This is a genomic window from Kosakonia sp. AG348, assembly GCF_003337365.1.
Lineage (GTDB): Bacteria > Pseudomonadota > Gammaproteobacteria > Enterobacterales > Enterobacteriaceae > Kosakonia.
In genome coordinates this window covers 633,820-657,204 of the sequence record NZ_QPJR01000001.1, presented here as the reverse complement: position 1 = coordinate 657,204, position 23,385 = coordinate 633,820, and the positions used below count along the sequence as shown (strand labels likewise).

Here is a 23,385-nt window from a genome sequence, read left to right as displayed (position 1 = left end):
CCAGACGGCGGTAACTCTCTGTTTGGGAAACGGCGCCGATCACACGCACGGCCCGGTGGCGCAGCCGTAAATCATAATCAGTGGAAACGCCGGGATCAGTAGGGGCGCCGTCCACGAGACATGCTGTTTGGTGGTGTCGTTAATCGTGACGGTCACCGGTTTTTCCAGCGTACGGGTATCAGGGCCGTACGGGTGTTGCAAAATGTAGACCACGTCACCCTGCGCTCTGAAGGTCACCGCCAGCTTTTTATTCGGCTCAATAATGTTTGCCCCGTAGTGATAACGCAGGCGCTCAATTTGCGCGGCACTGAGTCCGGAGGCATCAACGAGCGCTTTGTACTCAGCCGTCACCTTTTTATCTTTCACCACAAAGTTCACGGCAACGCCGGGAACATGGCTGGCAAACTCCTGATAAAACTCAGCGTACCGGGCGTAGGCATCAGCATGCGGATCGTTACGGATGAAGTTGTAGGCGTAATGGTCGGAATAGGCGGTGATGCGATCCTGGCGCACTTCAAGCGCGGTGATGTTGTCCCATTCCGGCATTGGCGACGTCGTCGCGCAGCCCGAAAGCAACACGATAACTATCAACATAATGAATTTTTGCATGATGACCTCCCTGTATGCCGCAGCGGCGCTGGCAGCATACACGCCTTGCGGCGTGTCACAAAGGGAGGCTACTGGATTGGGTAGGGGAAATTCAGGTCGCCGGGTGCAGCAAAATCACATCCTTGTCAATGGTGCTGGCCTGGCTTTGCGGCGTACTGGCGTTTTTGTCATAGCGCGGCGGGGTGATCACCGGGTAGACAAAACTGCCCAGCTCGCTGCACTGTTCAGGCGCATTCGCGCCAGCATAAAAAAGATAGTACTGACCGGAATCCGGGAAAAAGGCTAAGTTGTCGCCGTTACCAAACGTAGTGCTCCAGAACGGGACGCCCGCTTTGGTTTTGCTGCGCTCTTTGCCCGCCGCGACCTGAAAATGGTCGCTCCACTTCATGGTTATCAGGTTGTAGTCAAAAAAAGAGACCGTCAGGTTGCCGCGCGTCGGGCAGTGAAGTCGGACGGCATCATCCGCCCGCACGCTGGAGATAAAGGTACAAAGGAATAAAAACAGAGCGTATTTCATCAACCGTTTCCGCAGGTTTTTGGCAAAGCACGAAGGTAATCCATCGCGGCGGTGAAAATCCGTAAGAAACGATGTCAGCAAAAGAGAAAACGAATCAGGATGTTAACGCGGGGTTGCGGTCAGCCTATTTTTTGATGTTGTATATGTTTCGTTTATTTTGACATGATAATAATTATCAAAATCATTAATATCTGACTATCTGCAGGGTTGTTTTTTTATGCAAGGGAAATCAATCTTTACGTTCGTGCTCTCCGCTTTACTCGCTGTTCCCATGCTGGCGCACGCCACGCAATATCCGCTCACCGTAACCGATTTCGATGGCCGCAAAGTGACCATTGAACACGAACCGCAACGCATTATTTTGCAGGACGGGCGCGACATCATGACGATGGCGCTGCTGGATCGCGACAATCCGTTTAAACGGCTGGTGGCATGGAACAATCTGGCGAAAAAACAGGACATTGCCACCTGGGAAATGTTGAAAACCCAGTGGCCGGAAGCGACCCGCATTATGGACATGGGCTTTAGCGATAAAGGCAATGTTGATCTGGAAAGCGTGCTGGCGAAACAGCCGGATCTGATGATTGCGCAGCTGCGCGCGAAACCGGCGCTGGCCGATAGCGGCGTGCTGGCTAAACTGACCGCGCTGAACATTCCGGTACTGTTTGTTGATTACGAAGTGAACCCGGCAAAAGACACCGCGCCGAGTATCGATCTGCTGGGTAAAGTGATTAACCGCGAAAGCAACGCGGCGGCGTACACCGCCTATTATCGCCAGCAATTAGCAGCGATTGAGCAGAAAACCGCCGCCATCAACCCGAAACCGAAGGTATTCGTCGAAGCGCTGGCCGGTAACGCGGATAGCTGCTGCTTTACCCACGGGCACAGCGGTTGGGGCGGGCTGGTTGAAGCGGTCGGCGCGAAGAACCTTGGCTCTGAGCTGCTACCGGGTGCAACCGGGTTTATCTCGCTTGAAAAACTCATCAGCGCCAACCCGGATGTCTATATCATGACCGGCTCTAAACGGGGTAACAGCCAGGTACTGCCGCTCGGGCTGAACGTCTCACAAGATGAGGTCAATAAACAGGCGCAGGTGCTGCTGCAACGCACCGGTGTCGCGCAGATCCCGGCGGTCAGTGCAAAACGTGTGTATGGCGTTTACCACCACTTCTACAATCATCCGTACAACATTGTCGGCATGGAATATCTGGCGAAAGATATCTATCCGCAGGCGTTTGCGGATTTGAACCCGGATGCGACCTACCATCACATCATCAAAAACTTCACCAAACTGCCGGATAACAACTTCGTCTATAGCTGGCAGCAGGGCAAATGAGTACCACGCTGGAAACAAACGAGCAGAGGCAGGAAACGGCTGCGGACAGCCTGATGCTCAATTACCGCGTGATTCTTCGCCGCCGCGTCAGTTTACTGGCGCTGCTGGTGGTGTTCATTGCCGCCTCAATGCTGCTGGATTTCACCCTCGGCCCCTCTGGTTTGCCGCTGGATACGCTGTGGCAAACGCTGGTTGACCCGGCGAGCGCCGATGCCGGAACGCGGGTGATTGTCTGGGATATCCGCATGCCGTACGCGCTGATGGCGATCATTGTTGGGTTGACGCTGGGGCTGGCGGGTGCGGAGATGCAAACCATCCTGAATAACCCGTTAGCCAGCCCATTTACGCTGGGTGTGTCGTCGGCGGCGGCATTTGGCGCGGCGCTGGCGATTGTACTTGGTATCGGTATTCCCGGCGTACCAGGGCAGTGGTTTATCTCGGCGAACGCGTTTCTTTTTGCACTGCTGGCGGCGCTGTTGCTGGACGGTATTACCCGCTGGACGCAGGTGGCGACCTCCGGCGTGGTGCTGTTCGGTATCGCGCAGGTGTTTACCTTCAACGCGCTGGTGTCGATGCTGCAATTTATCGCCAACGAAGACACGCTGCAGGGGCTGGTGTTCTGGACCATGGGCAGCATTGCCCGCGCGTCGTGGGAGAAACTTGGCATTTTGCTACTGGCGCTGGCGGTGATCATGCCGCTGTCGATGCTCAGTTCATGGAAACTGACCTCGCTGCGCCTTGGCGAAGATCGGGCGATAAGTTTTGGCATTAACGTGCGTCGTCTGCGGCTGGCGACGCTTTTGCGCATCAGTATTTTGTCGGCGCTGTCGGTAGCGTTTGTCGGCCCGATTGGTTTTATCGGCCTGGTCGCTCCGCATATCGCCCGCATGTTGTTTGGCGAGGATCACCGTTTTTATCTGCCGGGTAGCGCGTTGATTGGTGCGCTGGTGTTATCGCTGGCTTCTATCGTTTCCAAAAACCTGATCGACGGGGTAATTATTCCGGTGGGCATTGTCACCTCGCTGGTTGGCGTGCCGTTCTTTATCACCATCATTGTGCGCCACCGGGGGAGTGTATGAGCCAGAGCGGCCTGAGCCTGCGCGGTTTTGGCGCGGGGTATCACAAGCGACAGATTATTCGCGATCTCAATATTTCCCATTTGCCGCGCGGCAAAGTGACAATTCTGCTTGGGCCAAACGGCAGCGGCAAATCGACGCTGCTGCGGGCAATGGCCGGGCTGAACAAAGCAGAAGGGGAATTGCTGCTCGATGGCGAAGAGCTGCTCGACCAGCCGTTTGCAAAACGTGCCGAGCAGGTCGTCTATCTGCCGCAATCGCTGCCAGCGGGCGTTCATCTGCATGTGCTGGAGTCGATTATCGTCGCACAACGTGCTTCCGGCGGCTTACACAGCGCGGCAAAGCAGGCGGAAGTGATGTCGCTCCTGCGCCAGCTCGGTATCGAGCATCTGGCGCTGCACTACCTCGACCAGCTCTCCGGCGGGCAGAAACAGTTAGTCGGGCTGGCGCAATCGCTGATCCGCCAGCCTTCACTGCTGTTGCTCGATGAGCCACTCAGCGCGCTGGATCTCAACTACCAGTTCCATGTGATGGATCTGGTGAAGCGGGAAACGCGCAGCCGCAATATCGTTACCGTGGTGGTGGTGCACGATATCAATATCGCGCTGCGCCACGGCGACCATGTGCTGATCCTCAAACAAGGCGAGCTCGTGGCGAACGGCGTGCCGGGCGAGGTGATAACGCCGGAAAGTCTGGCGCAGGTCTACGGTGTACGCGGGCGCGTGGAACCCTGCTCGCAAGGGATGAAGCAGGTGATCATTGACGGTTTAACCCAGCAGGCAAGCTAGTCCCAGCGCGCCGTCCACTGCGGCAAACGGCACCGCTACACCGGTCACCAGCGTTGATGCGGGTGCTGCGCGTAGTGGTGCAGCACGGCTTTATAGGGTTCGGTGCGGGCGTCGGGATGCTGAATAATCGACGCCAGCAGCACGGCAATGGCGTTGTCGTGTTCGCCAAGATTGTGCAGACACAAAGCATAAAATGGCCGCACTTCGGTGGCCTGCGGCCAGCTTGCCATGATCTCTTCAAACAAGCTTTTCGCCTGTGCGTATTTGCCAAGACAGCGCCACGTTGACGCCAGCCCAAACTGCGCTTCGAACTTATCTTCACCGCTTAATCCGGCCGCAAGCGCCGCCAGGTAATGAGGCTCGGCGTCGCGCTCTTTGCCTTCGTTATCATACGACCAAGCGATATTAAGCAACGCCTGCGCACGTAGCGCGGGCTCTTCTGCCAGCGCTTGCAGCGCCTGACGGCTTTTATCGTGTTGACCCTGTTTGCGCAGCGCAATCGCTGCCTGCAATCTGCTATCCATCGTTTTCATCCATTAAGCGTGTCTGAACGTTATAAAGCAGGGAACAGGCAGCGACAAGATTAGCGCGCGCTGATTCGCCAGATGGCGTTACCGGCATCGTCGGCAATCAGCACGCCGCCTTGTTTATCCATCGCCAGCCCGACCGGTAGCCCGCGCACCTGTTTCTGATCATCGGTAAGAAAACCGGTCACCACCGGCTGCGGTTGTCCAACCGGTTTGCCGTTGGCAAATTTCACCCACACCACCTGGTAGCCATTGAGCGGCTTCCGGTTCCAGCTTCCGTGCTCGCTGATAAACGCGCCGCCGCGATATTGCGGCATATTGTCGCCGGTATAGAACAAGAACCCGAGCGGTGCGACATGCGAGCTAAGCGCGTAATCCGGTTTGATGGCCTGCGCCACTAAGTCCGGGCGCGGTGGTTTGACGCGCTCATCCACGTGCTGCCCAAAGTAGCTATATGGCCAGCCGTAGAAACCCTTCTCTTTTACCGATGTCATGTAGTCCGGCACCAGATCGGAGCCAATTTCGTCGCGTTCGTTGACGATCGCCCATAACGCACCGCTTTCTGGCTCCCATTGCAGCCCGGTCGGGTTACGCAGCCCGCTGGCATAGATCCGGCTCGCGCCGGTGGCGGCATCCACTTCCAGCACCGCTGCGCGGCGATATTCCGCGCCGATACCGTTTTCGGTGATATTGCTGTTGGAACCCACGCCTACATAGAGTTTGCTGCCGTCGGGGCTGGCGAGCAGGGATTTTGTCCAGTGGTGGTTAATCGGTCCGCCGGGCAGTTCGGTGACGGTTTCTCCCGGCGCGCTGAGGGTGGTTTCTCCTTGTTGATACGGGAATTTCACCAGACTGTCGGCATTGGCGACCCACAAGGTATTTCCTATCAACTGCATGCCAAACGGTGAGTGCAGGTTTTCAATAAACGTGTGCTTTTGCCATGTGCCTCCAGCGTTACGCAACAACGTGATGCGGTTACCGCCGGGGCCGCCTTTGCCGGAGGCTTTTTGCACCAGACCCATAATCAGCTGTTTTGGGCGCGTGGTCGGTTTTGCCGGGGCATTGGCTTCGGCGACCAGGATGTCGTTATTCGGTAAAACGTACAGCTGGCGTGGGTGCAGCAGGCCATCCGCTATTTTTTCGATTTTTAACCCCTGCGGAACTGTTGGCGTTTCTCCCGCTTTCCACGCCACGCCTTCCGGCACCTGCATCGGCGGCAACAGGAAATTCTGCGCTTTTGGCAACTCTGGTTCTGGGCCAACTTGCTTCATCGGGTCTATGTTTGCCCCCTGATCGCAGGCGGTGAGCAGGGCGGTGAGCGCGGCAACGGTCAGTAAGCGATTAGGTATATTCATGGTTTGTTTCCTTACTGGACACGCATGCGCAGGGCGAGTTGAAGATGGGCAATCAGCAGCAAAATCACTACCGCCGTTGAGAGGATCACGCCAAGCGGCACCACCGCGTAAGCATCCCGGCTGTGCACAAAGGCGTTAAAAATCGCCAGCACAATCGCCAGCAGCCAGAGCCAGAAATGGATTTTTTCCGCGTTAGTAACGCTATGGCGCTGCGTTACCCAAACCTGCACAAGGCTGATTAGGCGCGGAAGGATGGCAATCAACAGACCGATGGCGATAAGCCAGCTTGCCGCGTCGGTCCACATAATTTGAAAGGTTTTGAGGTACAGAATATCGAAGATCCACGCCGCCACAAAAAAGCCGGTAGGCAGCGGATTAAAAAGTTCGTAAAGCGCAAGCGTCGCGCGCGATGGCCCGGAGAGTGTTTGCATTGGTCGTTCCTTTTGGTGGAAACAAGCGGGATAAGCCACAGGATCTGCTTGTTAAAGGGTAGACCGCTTACACAAAATTTAATTAATTTTGCTTATGTGTTGCGTTTATTCCATTCACGTCTCGCTCTTCAGGCGGCCCTCAATTTCGCCTGGAAAATATTCACTTTACATTCTTTTATCGATAATGATAATCGGTATCAAAATGTTTCTTATTGTTGTCATTTGATTTTGTTACGGAATGATCCCCGCAAACGGTGGGGAATAATAAAAATTGAGGGTTGTTTAGATGAGAATTTCCCCTTTGTACGGCGCGATGGCTCTGCTTTTCGCCTCGCCACTTTATGCGCAGGATGCGAAAAACAGTGATGATGAACTGATTGTGACCGCCACCCGCACCGACGGTTCGCGTAATGATTCCCCGCAGGTCATCAAAGTCATCAGCGAAAAAGAGATTGCCCAGCAGCGGCAAATTACCTCCGATACCTCGCAGATCCTCAGCAACCTGCTGCCGTCGTTTTCACCGTCACGGCAGAAAATGTCCGGCAGCGGCGAAACGCTGCGCGGGCGCACACCGCTGGTGATGATTGACGGGATCCCACAATCAAACCCGCTGCGCCCGACCGGACGCGAAATGCATACTATCGACGCCTCGATGATCGAGCGCATTGAGGTAATCAAAGGGGCGAACGCCAGCAACGGCGTCGGTGCGACGGGCGGGGTGATCAACATCATCACCAAACGCGCGAAACCGGGCACCGTCAACCAGCATGTCAGCGTGGAAACCACCACGCCCACCGCGGAATTTAACCGCGATACGCTTTCCTATAAAACCAACTACAGCATCAACGGCAGCGAAGAGTACATCGATTACCTGTTCGCCCTGAGCTACGAAGATCAGGGGTTGTTCAAAGACGCCAATAACCACGCGATTGGCGTGGATAACACGCAGGGCGATTTGATGGACTCCCGCGCCTGGGATCTGCTGGCGAAAGTGGGTTACTGGCTGGATAACGATCAGCGCGTACAGTTGAGCCTTAACCGTTACCGCCTGAAAAACAAAGATAACTATGTCAGCGTGCGAGGCGATCGCGATGACGGTGAAGTAACCACATCGAAAAAAGGTAACCCGCCGGGCAGCGCACCGCATAACGATGTGTGGACGGTGGGAGCCACCTACGATAACTACAATCTGGCAGACATGAAGCTGACGGCGCTGGCCTATTATCAGCGCTATGAAGCACTGTTCGGCGCGACCAATTCCTCGTCGTTCCAGGATCCGGCTATTGCTCCCCTCGGCACGTTGTACGATCAGAGCCGTGCGTATACCGATAAGTACGGCAGCAAAATCGCGCTCACCAAAGACGATCTCTGGGATGACCGCATTAAAGCGACGGTGGGTTTCGATACCCTGTTTGATAACTCGAAACAGGATTTATGGGCTACCGGGCGCACCTACGTTCCGGAAATTAACTACACCGATCTGTCTCCGTTCCTGCAACTGGAATACACGCCGGTTGAATCGGTGAAATTAAGCGGCGGTGTTCGCTATGAATATGCCCGGCTGAATATCGACAGTTATCAAACCGTGTGGGCCAACGACCGCGTGACGGTAGAAGGGGGCACGCCATCGTTCGACCAGACGCTGTATAACGCCGGTGTGGTCTGGACACCGGTTGAACCGTTAAGCCTGTTTGCCAGCTACAGCGAAGGGTTTACCGTGCCGGATGTCGGACGCGTGCTGCGCGGCATCGACACGCCGGGCATCAAACTGGATGACTACAACGGTCTGAAACCGATTGTCACCAAAAACAGCGAAATCGGTTTTCGCGTACAACACGCGCCGTTTGATTTCGAAGCCAGTTACTACCAGTCCACCTCGAAGCTCGGCAGCCGCGTTGAGCTGGTCAACGATGCGTTTGTCGCCCGTCGCGAAAAGACCGAGATTGACGGTGTGGAAGTGAGCGCCGGTTACAGCCCGAATGCCGATCACAAGTTAACCTTGTCGTGGTCACACATGCGCGGCCGGTATGACAGCGATGACAACGGCAGCCTGGATGCGAAACTCGATGGCTTAAATATCGCCCCGGATCGCATCATCGCCAGCTGGTCGGCAAACTGGAATGCGCAACTGAGCACCTTCCTGCAAGCCAACTGGGCGCTCAGCAAGACATTCGACGATGCGGAAAAAGACTTTTCCGGTTATGCGCTGGTGGATGCGGCGGTCGGCTACAAGCTGCCGTACGGGCAGATGAGCCTTGGGGTTTCTAACCTGCTGAATAAACAGTACATCACCTACTATTCGCAAAGCGCGTCTGTCGATCCGGATCGCTATTTCGCCGGTCGGGGTCGCACCGCGACGCTGGGCTACAGTCTCGATTTTTGAGTGTCACCGCCCCGGTTAGCGGGGCGGTTTGAGTGGATGATGAAAAACGAACTCGCTTTCTCTCTTTCGCGCCGACGCAGCTTACAGGCGCTACTGTTGTGCAGTGTCTCACCATTGCTGTTTGCCAAACCCGGCGTACCGCGCGCGGTTTCTCTGTTTCAGGGGGCCACCGACAGCCTGGCCGCGCTGGGCGTTACGCCCTGCGGCATTGTTGAATCCTGGGCGGAAAAACCGGTGTATCGCTATTTGCGCCCGCAGCTTTCCGGCGTGCCGCAACTGGGGCTGGAGACGCAGCCTGCGCTGGAAAAAATCGCGCTGCTGAAACCCGATATCATTTTCGCTTCCCGCTTTCGCCATCAGGATGTCGCGCCGCTGATGGCGAAAATCGCACCTGTTACGCTGCTCGACGATGTCTTTGAATTCAAAAAAACGCTGACGGTGGTGGCGCAAAAAATGGCCCTGACCAGCTCCGCCGCACAACTCCTTGAGCGCTGGGATGCGCGTATCGCCACGCTGCGCAGCCTGCTGCAACAACGTTTTGCCGGGCAGCGTGCGCCGCAGGTGTCGGTAATTGAAGTGCGACCCGATCACATTCGCAGCTATGTGGCGAACAGCTTTCCCGGTTCGGTGATGTCCGAAGTGGGATTTGCCTGGAATGCGCAGGCCATGCAGGCGCACAGCGCGTCGTTGCGCTTTTCCAGCATGGAAAATATCCCGCTGCTGGATGCCGATCTGTTTTTTATTTTGCTGCGGGCCAACAGCCCGGCCATCACGCGACAGTACCACGCCCTCACCGCGCACCCGCTGTGGCAGCAACTGCGCGCGGTGAAAACGCGGCAACTGTGGGAAGTGGATAGCGTGCCGTGGAGCTTATCCGGCGGCATTCTTGGCGCCAACCAGATCCTCCGTGATGTCGAACAGGCACTCAACCGGGGGCGCGTATGAGCGGGCGTTTTCTGCTCGGCGGCCTGCTACTGGTAATGCTGATGTTGCTCAGCATGATGACCGGCGTGCGGTTTTATTCACTCAGCCAACTGACGCAGGCGCTGCTGCATGCCGATCCCACCAGCGCGGTGGATATTATTATTCGCACCTCGCGCCTGCCGCGCACAGTGCTGGCTGTTGGCGTTGGTGCGTTTCTCGCCGTGGCGGGGGCGTTGATGCAGGCCTTGACCCGCAATCCGCTGGCCTCGCCGGGGTTGTTTGGTGTCAATGCGGGCGCGGCGCTGTTAATTGTGCTGGCGGGCAGTTTTTTTGCCATCGGCGACCCGTGGATCACGCTGTTACTGGCGTTTAGCGGTGCCTGCGCCACCGGCACGCTGGTGTGGTTTACCAGTAAAGTCAGCAACGGGCAGCTTAATCCACTGCGGCTGGTACTGGCGGGGGTGGCGATCACCGCGCTGTGCAATGCCTTTACCCAGGCCATTCTTGTTATCGATCAGGAAAGTCTCGACACCATGTTGTTCTGGCTGGCCGGTAGCCTTGCGGGCAATGACGTACAGCTCGTCTACCCGATGCTGCTCCCCGGTGCGCTGCTGGTGGTGGCCGCCTGCTTTTTCGCCGGGCAGATGAACGTGCTCAACGCCGGAGAAGAGATTGCCCGTGGGCTGGGGCTGAATATCGCGCTGGTGCGTCTGCTGGCGAGCATACTGGTAGTGGGGCTGGCGGGTTGCGCCGTGGCGCTGGCGGGAAATGTCGGTTTTGTCGGCCTGATGGTGCCGCATATGGCGCGCCAGTTATTTGGCAGCGACCTGCGCTATACGCTTCCGGCTTGCGCGCTGCTCGGCGCGTTACTGCTACTGGCCGCCGACATCGCCGCGCGGGTGGTTATTTTGCCTCAGGAGCTGCCGGTCGGGGTGATGACCGCACTGATGGGCGCGCCGTTTTTTATCCTGCTGGCGCAACGCAGGGGGAACCATGTCGGATAGTCAGCTTTTGCGCTGCGGGCCGTTTTCCCGCCACTACTCCCGGCGTTTACTGCCGCTATTACTCGGCTGTACGGCGATGACTTTGCTGATCGCGCTGGTGGCACTGAACACTGGCGATGTGGTGATCTCGCTGGCGCAAACGCTTCGGTTGCTGGTGCAGCCGGATGCCAGCGCGCACAGCTTTATTCTGCACCAGTTGCGTCTGCCGCGCGTGGCGCTGGCGATGTTGGCAGGTGGCGGGCTGGGGCTTGCCGGGGTGATCCTGCAAACGCTGGTGCGTAACCCGTTAGCTTCGCCGGATACGCTCGGCGTGACCGCCGGGGCGAGTGCCGGGGCATTGTTGTGGCTCTCCTTTTTCAGCCTGCAATATGGCAGCGCACCCTTGCCGTACGCGGCGATGGGCGGCGCGGCCTGCGCCGTCGGGCTGATCTTTCTGCTGTCGTGGCGCAGCGGTTTGACACCCTTGCGGCTGATCCTCACCGGCGTTGGCGTTTCAGCCCTGGCGGGCGCGGTAGTGACGCTGGTGCTGGTCTTCAGCCCGCTGACCACCACCTTTTCCGCCTGGGTATGGTTGAGCGGCAGCGTGTATGCCGCTACATGGGACAAAGTGCTGCGCCTGCTGGCGGTGTATGTGTGGGCGTTGCCGGTGCTGCTGTTTCTGGCGCGCTATCTGAAAACCCTGCAACTGGACGATGCGCTGGCCACCGGCCTTGGCGTACGGGTGCAGCCGCTGCGGGTGCTGTTACTGCTAAGTTGTGTGGTGCTCTCCGGCGGGGCGATTGCGCAGGTGGGGGCGATGGCGTTTGTCGGGCTGATTGCGCCGCACCTGGCAAGGCTTGTGGTGCGCAATGGCTTTTTCGGCCAGGCGTTTGTCACCGTCTGTAGCGCGGGCAGTATGGTGGTTATCGCTGACCTGTTCGCCAGAACGCTATTCCGGCCTGCTGATTTACCGGCAGGGATTTTTGTGGCGCTGGCCGGTGCGCCGTTCTTTTTGTGGCTGCTGATTCGGCAGCGGACGTAATCTGATGGGGAAAATGTGTCTCTCTCAACGCAAAAACTGAGCGTCAGCTATCAACAGCGGCAGGTGATTAACGCGCTGGATTTAACCCTGCCTGGCGCGAAAGTCTCGGTGCTGATTGGCAGCAACGGCTGCGGCAAAAGCACACTGCTTAAAGCCATGGCGCGCTTGCTGACGCCGCATTCCGGCACCGTTATTCTCGATGGCCTGGACATTCACGCCAGCAATACGGCGGAAATTGCCCGCAAGCTGGCCATTTTGCCGCAAACGCCTGTCGCGCCGGAAGGTATCACGGTGCGTCAACTGGTGAGTCTGGGGCGTTTTCCGTATCAGAACTGGCTGCGCCAGTGGTCGCAAGAGGATGAGCTGCAGGTGAATGCCGCGCTGCGCCTGACCGCAACCGACGCATTGCAGCATCGCCCGGTGGATGCGTTATCCGGCGGGCAGCGCCAGCGCGTGTGGATTGCCATGACGCTGGCGCAGGCCACGGAGACACTCTTGCTGGATGAACCGACCACCTATCTCGATCTGGCGCACCAGATTGAGATCCTTGAACTGTTGCGCCAGCTCAACCGGCAGCAGGGCAAAACCATTGTGATGGTGCTGCACGATCTCAACCTCGCCTGCCGTTATGCCGATCACCTCGTCGCCGTCCATGACGGGCGGGTTTATGCCGAGGGCGCGCCGCAGCAGATAATGACCGAAACGCTGGTCAACGAGGTGTTTAATCTGCGCTGTCGCATCATTGACGATCCTTTCTTCCACACACCGTTGTGCATTCCTTTTCCGGGAGCGTCCGATGCTGACGGTTGAAGAGCGTTCGTACCTGCAACACACTTTCCGTCTGCGTTCGCGCTCGCAAGCCGATGCGCGCAGCGTACCGGCACAGGCGCTGCTGGATGCACAAAGCTGTCGCGCGCTGTTAGCGCGGGTGATGCCGCTGATTGGCGCGCCCGATCTGGCGATTGCCGCGTCGCTGCTCGCCAAACGGCTGGCATTCCTCGCGACCGGCAATGTGCTGTACGCAATGAGCGTGTTTGATAAAGGCTTGCCGTTAAGCCTTTACGCCAGCCGGGTGGAGTACGCGCACGACAATGGGCTGTGGAGCTCGTCGCTGTCGGTGGATGTTGACGTAACGCATTACCTTTCCGGCCAGCGCGACGCATGGCGCGAAACGGTGGTTGGCGCGTTGTTTCGCGACTATTTATCGCCGTTGTGGCAGAGCCTGGCGCGGGTAAGCGGCCTGCCGGAAGCTATTTTGTGGGAAAACACCGCCGTGCGCGTTTACTCGCTCTACCAGGGGCGAATGGAGGGGCTGAACGCGCAGCAGACGCAGCGCCAGCAGGCGGATTTCGCCTGGCTGCTGGACGCCGCCACACCCGATCTGTTTGCTGCGCCCTGGAATCCGCTCAGGCGCTTTCGCCGGCCTGCGCAAAAGAACGCAGCGGGCAAGATGGTGCGTTTTCGCCGCACCTGCTGTTTTTATTACAAAGCCTCAACGCCGGTGGAATATTGCCACAACTGCCCGCTGTGCCGGGAGAAATAAATGACAGCGAGCGCGGCGGTGATTAAGGTAATGTCACCCTGCAACATAACAACGGTCGCGCCGTGAAACAGACATTCGCCCTCGATTTTTCCCAACGTGCAGTGATCCCCTACGCCCATGATTACCGGCACGGGGAGCATGAGCACTGGCACACTCACCCGTGCGAGCAGCTGATCCACACCCTGAGTGGCGTGATCCGCGTGGAAACGCAGCAGGGCATGTGGATTGTGCCGCCAGGGCGTGGCGTGTGGATCCCGGCGCAGGTTTCTCATGCGCTGCGTATTGACGGGGAAGTGCAGGCGCGCGGCGTGTTTGTCGAACCGCTGGCGCGGGCCGATTTACCGGTGGTCTGCCAGGTGGTGCGGGTCAGTGATTTGCTGCGCGCGCTGATTCTGAACGCGCTGGAATTGCCACAGGCGTATCAGGCTGGCAGCCGTGCGGAGCGCATTTACGAACTGATTCTGGATGAAATCCGCCTGATGAATACGCTGCCGTTTTGCCTGCCGGAACCCACTTCCGCGCGGTTAAGGCAGCTTTGTGACGCGGTGCGGCGCGATCCGGCGGGTGAGTGGACGCTGGAAAACGCTGCCCGCCAGGTCAACATGAGCGGGCGCACCTTGTCGCGCCATTTCTACCAGCAGACCGGTTTACAGTTCAGCGAATGGTTACGGCGGGCGCGTTTGCTGGCCGCGTTAACCCGGCTGGCGCAGGGTAAGCCGGTCACGCAGGTGGCGCTGGAGTGCGGCTACGCCAACCCCAGCGCCTTCAGCGCCATGTTTCGCCGGGTAATGGGCGTGCCGCCCGGCGATTACTTTACTTCGTAATGAACGGCTGAGCGGCATTTAACACCGCTTGCAACGAGGCACGGGTAATGTCGCTATCGATACTGACACCCCAGGCGCGCGCGCCGTGTTTATCCTCACAGCAGACATAGGCGACCGAGCGGCTGTCGCTGTGCTTGCCGAGCGTATGCTCGTGGTAGCTCTCAATGTTGATCTCCACCTGCAAGCTGCGGCACAGGGCGGTGATGGCGGCGGAAAGAAAGCCGTTGCCGCTGGCGTCGAGTTTGAGTTTTTTGTCGTGGCAAAGGATCTCCGCCTGTAACGTGGTGCGCTGCCCTGGCTGGTTGGTGCAGACATATTCAATCAGTTGCAGTGGCGGATGTTCCACCAGCCCGTAAGTCTGGCGAAACAGGTTCCAGATAGCCATTTGCGACATCTCTTTTCCGTTCGCATCCGCCGCGTTTTGCACATGCTGGCTGAATTCCTGCTGAAGTTTGCGCGGCAAATTCAGGCCGTGGTTCTGCTCCAGCAGCCATGCCGCACCGCTCTTGCCTGACTGGCTATTGACGCGGATAACCGCTTCATAACTACAGCCAATATCAGCCGGATCGAGCGGCAAATAGGGCACTTCCCAGAAGGCATGCGGGGTGTTTTGCCGCGCGGCAAAGCCTTTTTTTATTGCATCCTGGTGAGAGCCGGAAAAGGCCGTGAACACCAGTTCTCCGGCATAGGGATGACGCGGCGCTACCGGCAACTGGTTGCACTCTTCGACGATCTCAACCACCTTTTTCATCTGGCTAAAATCCAGCTCCGGCGCGATGCCCTGGGTATAAAGATTCAGCGCCAGCGTCACCAGGTCGGCATTGCCGGTACGCTCACCGTTGCCAAACAGGCAACCTTCCACGCGCTCCGCACCGGCGAGCAGCGCCAGTTCCGCACTGGCAATCCCGGTGCCGCGATCATTATGGGTATGCACGCTGATGCACACCTGCTCGCGGCGCGAGAAGTGGCGGCAAAAATGCTCAATCTGGTCGGCATAGACATTTGGCGTGCTCACTTCCACCGTGGCGGGCAGGTTAACGATCATTGGTCGTGTCGCGCCCGGTTCCCAGACATCGGCCACCGCTTCGCAAATCGCCAGTGCAAACTCCGCTTCGGTAAAGCAGAAGGTTTCCGGCGAGTACTGGAAAATCCACTCGGTTTCTGGCGCGCTTTCACAAAGGTCGCGAATTTGCCGCGCGGCGTTTACCGCCAGCGCGACGATCTCCTCGCGGCTCTGGCGAAAAACCTGCTCACGGAACACCGGGGCGGTGGCGTTATACAGATGCACGGTGGCGCGCTTCGCGCCCTGCAGCGCGGCGAACGTGCGGGTAATCAAATCTTCCCGCGCCTGGGTTAACACCTGTATGGTCACATCGTCCGGAATACGGTGTTCCTCAATCAACTGGCGCACGAAATTGAAATCCGTTTGCGACGCGGACGGGAAAGCGACTTCAATCTCTTTAAAACCGCAGTCCAGCAGCAATTCCCAGAATTTCAGTTTCCGCGCGGCGTCCATGGGCTCGGCGAGCGCCTGGTTGCCGTCGCGTAAATCGGTCGAAAGCCAGCGCGGGGCGCGGGTCAGCGTGTTATCCGGCCAGCGGCGATCGCGCAGCGTTACGGGCATGTGGCGTTGATATTTTTCAGCAGGGGTCGTTAACATTTTTTGGGTCTCCGCAGGGTGTGGTGTCAGTTTCCACGCCGCGACTATTCGTCGCCCCCGCGTAACGGACAACCTGTTGCCTAAAAGTGACAACCTGAGCGAAAAGCCGTGCGGCAGTAAGAATCCGGATGAAAAACGCCATACGCGCGGCAGGGTTTCTATACTTGGCTGCGGAGGTACGAAATGAAAAAAATGCTGTATTCATTATTCGCAAGCCCGGACCGATTGTTACAGGTGATGAGTCACAACGATATTCAGGATGCCATTGAAGATGGCGAACGCATTGTGGTTGATGCTGATGGTAATACCTCGGTGAATATTCATTGCCAGCGCGTGCAGGAAGATTTCAAACGCCACGTCGACACGTTGAAGAGGGCGTAGCATGGGAACCGCTATCTTTATGGTGTTAATGGTTTGTGGCTACTGGTATACCTCGCACGATCTCTCCACCCGTTTTAAATTCAAACGCAGCTTCGGCTGGGATGTTTATTTCCTCGTGGCGCTGTATGGCTGCGTCTTCGTGTTACAGGGGATTCTGGCGACGGGGCTACTGTGGCTGTGTCTGTTGATCACCTCTACGGTGATGAACGCGTGGCCAGCGGTGTTTGGCCCGGAGCAGCACCACCTGCATATGAGCTTTATGAACTGGAGCTTTTTAGGCATCCAGGCGCCGGTGGTGATTATGCTCGCGTTTGCGGTGCTGTTTTGCCTGTGGCGCTCGAACTGGTCCGGTAGCGCCAGGCTCGACAGCAACGGTCGGCGCGAGTTGTATAAACACCTCTCGCGCGCTAACGGCGTGGAAGGGCTGATTTATCAGTGTATGGAGAAGGGCGATCTGGCGTGGATCACCCTCAAGTCACAACGCATTTACATTGGCATGATCCACACGGCCACCTTTGATAGCGGCGATGCGAACAACATTGTGTTGATCCCCATGCTTAGCGGCTATCGCGATGAAAACACCCTCGATCTGCACGTCGAGCATAACTACAGCGCCTGGTATGACGAGCATGGTATCGACCTTGCTTCAGAACCACGCTCGGCGCTCGATTTTCGCAAAGTGTTGCTGCTCTCGCAGGTGGAAAGTTTGTCGCTGTTCGACCCGGCACAGGTGATGGCGATGGGCATCAACCGCGTAACGCCCCAGCATTGACCACTCCGGCTGGCCGGGTCAGCACATTGCTACCCGGCAGAACATTCAGCTAATCAATCGCTTATTTTTATTTGTGAAAAGATGCAACGAGATATGTCCGAAATGATAAAGATTTATCTTAAGGTGACGATAACCTTATTGTTACGGCGCATTTACATAATTCTGCGATAGCGACAGTTCAGACCTGTTTATCAGCAAGGGATGTAATGTTGCTCTGCAAAGAGCAGCTTGCGAGTAAACACCCCATTACTCTTCTTGCCATCACAGGAATGATGCTCATGACATCATCGTTTTGCCGTTCTTCAACTCAGCACCAGGGCAGTAACACGCCACCGGTTTTTACAAAACGTTTTATCGCGCTGTTTGTCAGTGCCCTTTGCGCCGCACCGGCGCTGGCGGGCGAGTTGCCCACCGGTGCGAATGTCGCGGCGGGGCAGGTCTCCATTGGGCAAAATGGTTCCGCCGTCACGGTGAACCAGCACTCCGGCACGGCGATCGTTAACTGGAACAGTTTCTCCGTCGGCAAGGGCAATTCGGTCGATTTCGTTCAGCCGAGCAGCTCTTCCGCCATTCTTAACCGCGTCACTGGCACAACAAAATCCACCATCGCCGGTTCGATAACGGCTAATGGTCAGGTCTACCTGGTGAACCCGAACGGTATCGCCATTACACCGGGTGGCACGGTGAAAACCGGCGGCGGCTTTGTTGCTTCGACGCTGGACATCAAAGATGAAGACTTCCTCAAAGGGAAGCGCGTCTTCACCGGCAACGGTTCATCGGCTGAAGTGAGCAACGCAGGCGTGATAAGCGTTGGTCGCGGCGGCTATGCCGCATTGATTGGCGGCAATGTCAAAAACGACGGCTTAATCAACGTCCCGGTCGGCAAAGTGGGGCTGGGCGCGGGCGAATCTGCCACCCTGGATCTCTCCGGCGATGGCTTCCTGCAGGTCGCTGTACCGGCTAATTCCGGCATGAAAGAGGCGCTGATCCAAAATAGCGGCACGGTGTCGGCACAGGGCGGCTCGGTGGTGATGACAGCCGCCACGGCGCGCAATGCGGCGCGTAACGCCATCAACCTGAGCGGCGTGGTCGAAGCCGACAGCGTTAGCGGCCAGAACGGCTCCATCGTCATTAGCGGCGGTGAAGGCGGCAATGTGGTGCTTTCCGGCGCGCTGAGCGCGAAATCGGGCGACGGCGCAGGCGGGAAAATCACTGTCACCGGCGATAACATTGCACTGGCGGGGGCGAAAGTGGACGCTTCCGGCAAAACCGGCGGCGGTAACATTAACATTGGCGGCGAGCGTCAGGGCAAAGGCAGCACGCAACGCGCCACGGATACACACATTGACAGCGCCAGCCGTATCACCGCTGATGCGACAGTCCAGGGGAATGGCGGCGATGTGGTGGTGTGGTCGGATAACCAGACAACCTTCAGCGGTAAAATCAGCGCACGCGGCGCGGGCACCGGCAAAGGCGGCGAAGCGGAAGTCTCCGGCAAAGCCAAACTGGCCTATACCGGCAGCACCGATCTCTCTGCGCAAAGCGGCAAATTCGGCAATCTGCTGCTCGATCCGCATAACGTGGTCATCTCCTCGGCGGCGGATAGTGGCTCCGGTTTTAGCGCCAGCGCGGATGATAGTGTTATTAACGTGACCACGTTACAAAACGCGCTCTCGACCGCCAACGTCACGGTCTCCACCGGCTCGACCGGCAGCCAGAATGGCGACATCACGCTTGCCACGAACCTTGGCTGGACGACCGACACCACCTTAACGCTGGCGGCGGCTGGCAACATCATTCTTAACGGTAATATCTCGGCGACGGGAGCGAATGCGGGCCTGGCGCTGAACTATGGCATCGGCAAAGATTACACGCTGCTCTCCGGCAAACAGATAACAATACCTGGCGCGAATGCCTCACTGACCATTGGTGGGCAGAATTACACGTTGATCCGCACGATGGCGGATCTCGATGCCATTGACAGCACCGGGCTTGGCGGCAAATACGCGCTGGCGCAAAACATTCTTGCTATTGGCAACACATATACCTCTTCACTGGTTGGCGTCTCGTCCAGTGCGCCGTTTAGCGGCATCTTCACGGGGCTTGGGCACACCATCTCCAGCCTGACCATTAACAGTGCGGATACCTATGTTGGCTTGTTTGGCTATAACACCGGCACCATCCGCAACATGGGGCTGAACTCGGCGCAGCTCACCGCGTCTTCGACATCGCCGTTCTACGCCGGACTGCTGGCAGCCTACAACACCGGCACTATCGCCTATTCTACGGTGCTTGGCTCATTGACCCGCTCGTCCGATGCCACAGCCTACATGGGCGGGCTGGTGGGTAACAACGCCGGGCAGATCTCCTACAGCCGTTCCGGGGCGTCAATTAGCGCGACGAACAGCTCTAACTGGTCTTACTGGGGCGGTCTGGTCGGGCAGAACAGCAAAAACATTACGCAAAGTTATTTCGACGGCTCCCTGAATCTCTCCGGCACCAGCGGCAACGGCTTGCAGTATGTCGGCGGTCTGACCGGCTACAACATGGCGGGCGGCACGATTAGCGCAAGCTACGTTTCCGGTAGCGTTACCGGCAGCGGGATGGGCGGTGCGATTGGTTATGTCGGCGGGCTGACCGGTAATAACGCCGGCAGTATCAACAATGTCTACTCCTCCGGCGTGATTAACGCCGGTTTGAACGCGCAGGCAGGCGGACTGGCAGGCAGTAACACCGGAACGATCAGCAATAGCATTGCAACCAATACCATCAACGTGACCTCCACACCCAGCGCGATTGGCGGGGTGGTGGGTTCCAAAAGCGGTAGCGGAATGCAGAGTAATCTCTACTGGAATAGCGATAACGTCGCGGCAGGCATCGGGCGCGGTGCCAACGGTACGGAAGCGATCACCGGTTTAACCACCGCGCAAATGAACAACAGCGCGAATTTTATCGGGCTGGATAATAAAGTCTGGGCACCGGCCACCGGTTCCGCTACACCAGCGCTGTTCGGCGTGTCCGGTATTGTTGGCGTGGCGCAAACTGCTATCTACGGTACGAACCCGATTACAACTTACTACGGCGCCGGGTTCTGGAACGCTATCAGCGGCAGCCTGACAAACGGGCTTAGGAGCACCGATAACGTCGGCAGCTATGCACTGGACACCACCGGTGTCAGCGCGCTTAAACCCAACGGGCAGCCAGCCAGCATTGTGGGCGTTGGCGCCACGGTGACGCCAGCTACGCTGACCATTAACGTGGCTAACGCCAGCAAAGCGTATGGTCAGTTCCCGGGAAGTGTGAATTACTCCGCGCAAGGCCTGGTCAATGGCGACTCCGTGAACGGCTTGACCTATACCAGCCTGGGCTTTGCCACCACAGCTAACGTTGGCAGCTACAGCATTGTGGGCAGCAACGTGACAGGCACCGGGCTTGGCAACTACAACGTTGTCTATCGCAACGGCAACCTGACCGTCACACCCGCGACACTGACCATCACCGCCGCGAACGCCAGCAAGGTTTATGGCGATGCGGCGAACCTAAGTGGCTACAGCATTGTGGGTTTGTTAAACAGCGATACGGTAACGAATGTCGCCCTTAACAGCGCAGGGGCCGCCATCACCGCAGGCGTGGGCAGTTATGCCATCAACGCCAGCAATGCGAACGGCAACGGCTTGTCGAATTACACCATCAGCTACGGTGCAGGCTCGCTGAACGTGACGCCGGCACAACTGGTGATCAACGCCGGCAACGCCAGCAAAACCTACGGCGACCTTATCAGCCTGAGCGATTACAGCGTGCTCGGCCTGCTCAATGGCGACACGGTGACCGGCGTGGCGCTGAGCAGCGCAGGTGCAGCGGCGACGGCTAATGTTGGCAGCTATGGCATCAATGGTAGCGGTGCAACCGGCAGCGGTTTGTCCAACTACGTTATTAGCTACAACGGCACGCTGAACGTGACACCTGCTGCACTGACCATCACCGCGAATAGCGGCAGCAAAACGGTTGGAAGTACCGCGCAACTGGGCTATAGCGCCAGCGGCCTGCTGAACAGCGATGCTATCGCGCACGTGGATGTCACCAGTGACGGCGCAGACAGCACCGCCATTGCGGGCAGCTACGCGGTGATTGCCGCCAATGCCACCGGTAACGGGCTGGGTAATTACACCATCAACTATATCGACGGTACGCTTGTGGTAAATGACCAGCCGGGCACGCCAACCCCGACGCCAACCCCGACTCCGACATCAACACCGGTAGCGACGCCGTTAGCCGCCACCATTGGCAACCGTGTCTTTGCGCAGGATGTGACGCGTCAGTTAACCGGTAACACGATGCTGGTGACCCATGATGCCAGCAGCGCTGGTAGCGCGGATAACACGGTTATCGCCACGGCGGATCCTCGCCTGGCGGGTGCGGTTTGTTCCATGGGCGCCGATTTGGCCCTTTCCTGCTCCGGCAAGTAAAAATAAGAGATAACTCATGCGTTTATTTTCACACTCTTCACTTTTAGCACCGACATTGCTGAGCCTGAGTATCGCCGCGAGCTTACACGCAGGAGCCGCGATGGCGGCGCCCAGCGCCGGTCAACTGGTACAACCCTCTTATGCGCCGGTTCAGCAGCACACCGGCGGCGGCATTACGCTGCCTGCCACCACCGGCCTTACTGCGCCGAACGGCGCGGAAAAACTGTTTGTCACGCCAGCCGGTCTGCTGGTTGAAGGCGGTTTTCCGCAGTTAGCGAGCGAAACTGCGCGCATTGAATCGCGCGTCAAAGGTCGCCGCGTCTCTGCCGCGAATTTGTTTGCCGCCGCGCAGGAACTGGAAACCGCCTATATCAAAGCGGGTTACTTGCTGGCGCGCGTTAGCCTGCCGCCGCAACAAATCAAAGATGGTGCGCCGCTGCATGTGGTGGTAACCGACGGTTACGTGGAAAAAGTGGATGCCTCCGCGCTGCCGGACACCGCGCGCCGCCGGGTGGAAAGCCTGTTGCAACCGCTGGTGGGCGAGAAACATTTAACCCGTAAAGCGCTCGAGCGGCGTTTGCTGCTGGCGGGTGACACGCCGGGCGTGATGTTGAAATCGACCCTCAAACCGGGCAGCAAACCGGGCTCAACGATGCTGATTGTTGATGGCCGCTACGATCCGCTTGCCGGGCTGGTCACCTTTGATAACGGCCTTTCTGACGAACTGGGTAAATACTCACTCGGGCTTGGCGGGCAGCTTAATAACCTGACGGGTTTTGGCGAGCAGGTATACGCGCGCCTGAACGGTTACCCGCGCGGCGATAACCCGTTTACGGATACGCAGCCACGTAACCGCCAGTGGGCGCTCGGCGTGGTTGTACCGCTTGGCACAGATGGTTTGTGGATGAACGTCGAAGGGGTGGACAGCCGCACCAAACCGAAAACCGACAGCGGGCTGACCTCGCGCGATCATTTCCAGCGCCTGTCGACACGCCTGGGTTACCACTGGGTGCGTGCGCGTGATTTTAACACCTCGACTTTGCTGTCGCTGGATGTGCAAAACGAAACGCAGCACTTGCAGTTCAATAACACCGACGTGCCGTTTACCGAGGATCGTCTGCGCATTATACGCGTGGCACAGTCGATGGATTACACCACCGATTTTGACGCGCGTTTCGCCTCCAGCCTGACGGCCTCTTTTGGTATCGACGGCCTGGGCGCACGCCACGGCACCATCGATCTGCCGATGAGCCGAAACGGTGCCGATCCCGATTTCCAGAAACTGGAGCTGACCATGAACTACAGCCAGCCGCTGGTGGATGGCAAAGTACAACTCTCCCTTTCTGGCCTGGCGCAAACCTCGTTTGACCAGGCCCTGCCGTCTTCTGAGCAGGCTTCACTTGGCGGCAGCAGCTGGCTGTCGGCGTTTGATTCCGGCACGGTCAGCGGCGATAGCGCTCTGGCCGCGCGTGCTGAAGTTGGCTTACCGCAGCCGCTGGGTGCGTTCTCCTGGGCACCCGACTTTGGCAGCGCGGTAATGCCATACGTCTTCGGTTCGCTGGGTTCGGTAAGCCAGGCAAAACCGACGGCGCTGGAGAAAAAAGAGGTGCATGGTAGCGCGTATGGTGCCGGTTTGCGCCTGAGCGCCAGCCAGGCCGCGAGCCCGAACAGCGCCTTGCTAACGCTGGAGTACGCGCGCGGCAATCAAAGCGGCGAATCGCAGGACAACCGCTTTAACCTCAGCCTGCTGACCTTCTTCTAAACCTCG

20 protein-coding genes are annotated in these 23,385 nt (G+C 57.9%); 14 read left to right on the top strand and 6 right to left on the bottom strand.

Annotated features, from left to right (window positions below; translation table 11 throughout):
- Positions 1-39: 39 nt before the first annotated feature.
- Both DFO56_RS03340 and DFO56_RS03335 read right to left on the bottom strand, forming a co-directional pair.
- Positions 40-609, bottom strand: coding sequence for a hypothetical protein (locus DFO56_RS03340; protein WP_020456954.1), 570 nt, complete (start codon positions 607-609; stop codon positions 40-42).
- Between the two features lie 91 nt (positions 610-700).
- Positions 701-1,126: a hypothetical protein gene (locus DFO56_RS03335; RefSeq protein WP_045508868.1), complete on the bottom strand. Its 426-nt coding sequence runs from the start codon at positions 1,124-1,126 to the stop codon at positions 701-703.
- Positions 1,127-1,343: 217 nt separating this feature from the next.
- On the opposite strand from DFO56_RS03335, the gene DFO56_RS03330 reads away from it, so the two are divergent.
- The 3 genes from DFO56_RS03330 to DFO56_RS03320 are packed head-to-tail and all read left to right on the top strand — an operon-like array spanning position 1,344 to position 4,326.
- Positions 1,344-2,462, top strand: a complete 1,119-nt coding sequence (locus tag DFO56_RS03330; protein ID WP_045508871.1) for an ABC transporter substrate-binding protein — start codon at positions 1,344-1,346, stop codon at positions 2,460-2,462.
- A gap of 50 nt (positions 2,463-2,512) precedes the next feature.
- Entirely contained in the window at positions 2,513-3,541 is a 1,029-nt protein-coding gene (locus DFO56_RS03325; RefSeq protein WP_161796280.1) for an iron ABC transporter permease, read from the top strand.
- Complete coding sequence (locus tag DFO56_RS03320) at positions 3,538-4,326, top strand: ABC transporter ATP-binding protein (protein WP_045508877.1); 789 nt, start codon at positions 3,538-3,540, stop codon at positions 4,324-4,326. Before DFO56_RS03325 ends, DFO56_RS03320 begins: the two co-directional genes overlap by 4 nt.
- Positions 4,327-4,370: 44 nt before the next feature.
- On the opposite strand, the gene DFO56_RS03315 is transcribed toward DFO56_RS03320, so the two are convergent.
- From DFO56_RS03315 to DFO56_RS03305, 3 genes are read right to left on the bottom strand one after another with little or no spacing between them, the layout of a single operon-like run.
- On the bottom strand, positions 4,371-4,850 hold the full coding sequence (locus tag DFO56_RS03315; RefSeq protein WP_045508879.1) for a tetratricopeptide repeat protein: 480 nt from the start codon (positions 4,848-4,850) through the stop codon (positions 4,371-4,373).
- Between the two features lie 59 nt (positions 4,851-4,909).
- A complete protein-coding gene (locus tag DFO56_RS03310) occupies positions 4,910-6,208 on the bottom strand; it encodes a sorbosone dehydrogenase family protein (protein WP_045508881.1) in 1,299 nt (432 codons plus the stop codon).
- An 11-nt stretch (positions 6,209-6,219) separates the two neighbouring features.
- Positions 6,220-6,639, bottom strand: a complete 420-nt coding sequence (locus DFO56_RS03305; RefSeq protein ID WP_045508883.1) for a DUF2231 domain-containing protein — start codon at positions 6,637-6,639, stop codon at positions 6,220-6,222.
- 286 nt (positions 6,640-6,925) lie between these two features.
- Between DFO56_RS03305 and DFO56_RS03300 the strand changes: the two genes are divergently transcribed.
- The 7 genes from DFO56_RS03300 to DFO56_RS03270 all read left to right on the top strand — a co-directional run bounded on the left by DFO56_RS03300 (position 6,926) and on the right by DFO56_RS03270 (position 14,338).
- Positions 6,926-9,022, top strand: a complete 2,097-nt coding sequence (locus DFO56_RS03300; RefSeq protein ID WP_370447790.1) for a TonB-dependent receptor — start codon at positions 6,926-6,928, stop codon at positions 9,020-9,022.
- A gap of 36 nt (positions 9,023-9,058) precedes the next feature.
- Positions 9,059-9,967 (top strand): ABC transporter substrate-binding protein, encoded by a 909-nt coding sequence (locus DFO56_RS03295; protein WP_045508894.1) that lies wholly within the window; start codon positions 9,059-9,061, stop codon positions 9,965-9,967.
- The gene (locus tag DFO56_RS03290) at positions 9,964-10,950 is read left to right on the top strand and encodes an iron ABC transporter permease (RefSeq protein WP_045508898.1); all 987 of its coding nucleotides are present in this window, start codon (positions 9,964-9,966) and stop codon (positions 10,948-10,950) included. Before DFO56_RS03295 ends, DFO56_RS03290 begins: the two co-directional genes overlap by 4 nt.
- Positions 10,940-11,971, top strand: coding sequence for an iron ABC transporter permease (locus tag DFO56_RS03285; protein WP_045508900.1), 1,032 nt, complete (start codon positions 10,940-10,942; stop codon positions 11,969-11,971). Before DFO56_RS03290 ends, DFO56_RS03285 begins: the two co-directional genes overlap by 11 nt.
- A 15-nt stretch (positions 11,972-11,986) precedes the next feature.
- Positions 11,987-12,781 carry an ABC transporter ATP-binding protein gene (locus DFO56_RS03280; RefSeq protein ID WP_045508902.1) on the top strand — a complete coding sequence of 265 codons (795 nt, stop codon included), beginning with the start codon at positions 11,987-11,989 and terminating at the stop codon, positions 12,779-12,781.
- Positions 12,768-13,514, top strand: coding sequence for an IucA/IucC family C-terminal-domain containing protein (locus tag DFO56_RS03275; protein WP_045508904.1), 747 nt, complete (start codon positions 12,768-12,770; stop codon positions 13,512-13,514). The genes DFO56_RS03280 and DFO56_RS03275 overlap by 14 nt, the downstream gene beginning before the upstream one ends.
- A gap of 62 nt (positions 13,515-13,576) precedes the next feature.
- Positions 13,577-14,338 (top strand): helix-turn-helix domain-containing protein, encoded by a 762-nt coding sequence (locus tag DFO56_RS03270; protein ID WP_045508906.1) that lies wholly within the window; start codon positions 13,577-13,579, stop codon positions 14,336-14,338.
- Here the strand turns inward: DFO56_RS03270 and leuA are convergent.
- Complete coding sequence (gene leuA / locus DFO56_RS03265; RefSeq protein WP_045508908.1) at positions 14,328-15,998, bottom strand: 2-isopropylmalate synthase; 1,671 nt, start codon at positions 15,996-15,998, stop codon at positions 14,328-14,330. The genes DFO56_RS03270 and leuA overlap by 11 nt on opposite strands.
- Before the next feature lie 183 nt (positions 15,999-16,181).
- Here leuA and DFO56_RS03260 point away from each other — a divergent pair, with 183 nt between their 5' ends.
- The 4 genes from DFO56_RS03260 (at position 16,182) to DFO56_RS03245 (ending at position 23,379) form a co-directional block, all read left to right on the top strand.
- The gene (locus DFO56_RS03260; RefSeq protein ID WP_020456970.1) at positions 16,182-16,379 is read left to right on the top strand and encodes a hypothetical protein; all 198 of its coding nucleotides are present in this window, start codon (positions 16,182-16,184) and stop codon (positions 16,377-16,379) included.
- 1 nt (position 16,380) lies between these two features.
- Positions 16,381-17,151 carry a hypothetical protein gene (locus DFO56_RS03255; protein ID WP_020456971.1) on the top strand — a complete coding sequence of 257 codons (771 nt, stop codon included), beginning with the start codon at positions 16,381-16,383 and terminating at the stop codon, positions 17,149-17,151.
- 278 nt (positions 17,152-17,429) lie between these two features.
- Positions 17,430-21,617: an S-layer family protein gene (locus DFO56_RS03250; protein ID WP_045508911.1), complete on the top strand. Its 4,188-nt coding sequence runs from the start codon at positions 17,430-17,432 to the stop codon at positions 21,615-21,617.
- Between the two features lie 100 nt (positions 21,618-21,717).
- Complete coding sequence (locus DFO56_RS03245; protein WP_045508914.1) at positions 21,718-23,379, top strand: ShlB/FhaC/HecB family hemolysin secretion/activation protein; 1,662 nt, start codon at positions 21,718-21,720, stop codon at positions 23,377-23,379.
- Positions 23,380-23,385 lie beyond the last annotated feature (6 nt).

Excerpts from the sequence above, each read along its gene's own strand:
- DFO56_RS03320 (WP_045508877.1), top strand. The coding sequence starts at position 3,538 with ATGAGCCAGAGCGGCCTGAGCCTGCGCGGTTTTGGCGCGGGGTATCAC.
- DFO56_RS03275 (WP_045508904.1), top strand. The coding sequence starts at position 12,768 with ATGCTGACGGTTGAAGAGCGTTCGTACCTGCAACACACTTTCCGTCTG.
- DFO56_RS03250 (WP_045508911.1), top strand. The coding sequence starts at position 17,430 with ATGACATCATCGTTTTGCCGTTCTTCAACTCAGCACCAGGGCAGTAAC.
- DFO56_RS03330 (WP_045508871.1), top strand. The coding sequence starts at position 1,344 with ATGCAAGGGAAATCAATCTTTACGTTCGTGCTCTCCGCTTTACTCGCT.
- DFO56_RS03310 (WP_045508881.1), bottom strand. The coding sequence starts at position 6,208 with ATGAATATACCTAATCGCTTACTGACCGTTGCCGCGCTCACCGCCCTG.
- DFO56_RS03245 (WP_045508914.1), top strand. The coding sequence starts at position 21,718 with ATGGCGGCGCCCAGCGCCGGTCAACTGGTACAACCCTCTTATGCGCCG.
- DFO56_RS03300 (WP_370447790.1), top strand. The coding sequence starts at position 6,926 with ATGAGAATTTCCCCTTTGTACGGCGCGATGGCTCTGCTTTTCGCCTCG.
- leuA (WP_045508908.1), bottom strand. The coding sequence starts at position 15,998 with ATGTTAACGACCCCTGCTGAAAAATATCAACGCCACATGCCCGTAACG.
- DFO56_RS03305 (WP_045508883.1), bottom strand. The coding sequence starts at position 6,639 with ATGCAAACACTCTCCGGGCCATCGCGCGCGACGCTTGCGCTTTACGAA.
- DFO56_RS03285 (WP_045508900.1), top strand. The coding sequence starts at position 10,940 with ATGTCGGATAGTCAGCTTTTGCGCTGCGGGCCGTTTTCCCGCCACTAC.
- DFO56_RS03295 (WP_045508894.1), top strand. The coding sequence starts at position 9,059 with ATGATGAAAAACGAACTCGCTTTCTCTCTTTCGCGCCGACGCAGCTTA.
- DFO56_RS03290 (WP_045508898.1), top strand. The coding sequence starts at position 9,964 with ATGAGCGGGCGTTTTCTGCTCGGCGGCCTGCTACTGGTAATGCTGATG.
- DFO56_RS03340 (WP_020456954.1), bottom strand. The coding sequence starts at position 609 with ATGCAAAAATTCATTATGTTGATAGTTATCGTGTTGCTTTCGGGCTGC.
- DFO56_RS03315 (WP_045508879.1), bottom strand. The coding sequence starts at position 4,850 with ATGGATAGCAGATTGCAGGCAGCGATTGCGCTGCGCAAACAGGGTCAA.
- DFO56_RS03255 (WP_020456971.1), top strand. The coding sequence starts at position 16,381 with ATGGGAACCGCTATCTTTATGGTGTTAATGGTTTGTGGCTACTGGTAT.
- DFO56_RS03260 (WP_020456970.1), top strand. The coding sequence starts at position 16,182 with ATGAAAAAAATGCTGTATTCATTATTCGCAAGCCCGGACCGATTGTTA.
- DFO56_RS03335 (WP_045508868.1), bottom strand. The coding sequence starts at position 1,126 with ATGAAATACGCTCTGTTTTTATTCCTTTGTACCTTTATCTCCAGCGTG.